Annotated in this window: 1 pseudogene; it reads left to right on the forward strand. The window is 73.5% G+C overall.

Going from position 1 to position 355, the window contains the following annotated elements:
* Nucleotides 1–354 (forward strand): annotated as a pseudogene (locus AC1DYG_RS21015) (hypothetical protein); the annotation flags it as partial.
* Between the last annotated feature and the right edge of the window lies 1 nt (nucleotide 355).

The following is a 355-nucleotide window of genomic DNA, read 5'->3' on the forward strand; positions in this document are numbered from 1 at the left end:
CACACCGGACCGATCGACGTGGCAGACCAGGAGGCCGCGTGGGAGGTGGCCAAGGCCGCGGAGAAGGCCAGGGCGTCGTGCATCGACGGCATCGCCATGGCGCAGCCCGCGCTCGCGCTGGCGGAGAAGGTGATCGAGCGGGCCACCAAGGCGGGCCTGCCCGCAGACCTGGTCCCGGCGCAGTTGCGCGAGGTGCGGCTCGGCGGGCCGGGCAGTGCGGAGGACGAGTTGCGCAAGGCCACGCTGGCGTTCGTGGCGCGGGTCCGGGCCGCCGAAGTCGCCGCGCATGAGGACGGGATCGAGCCGGGGCGGCTCGACTCGGACGCGTGGGCGCGATACTGGATCGCAGATTAGC

Source organism: Pedococcus sp. P1_H8 (assembly GCF_056405175.1).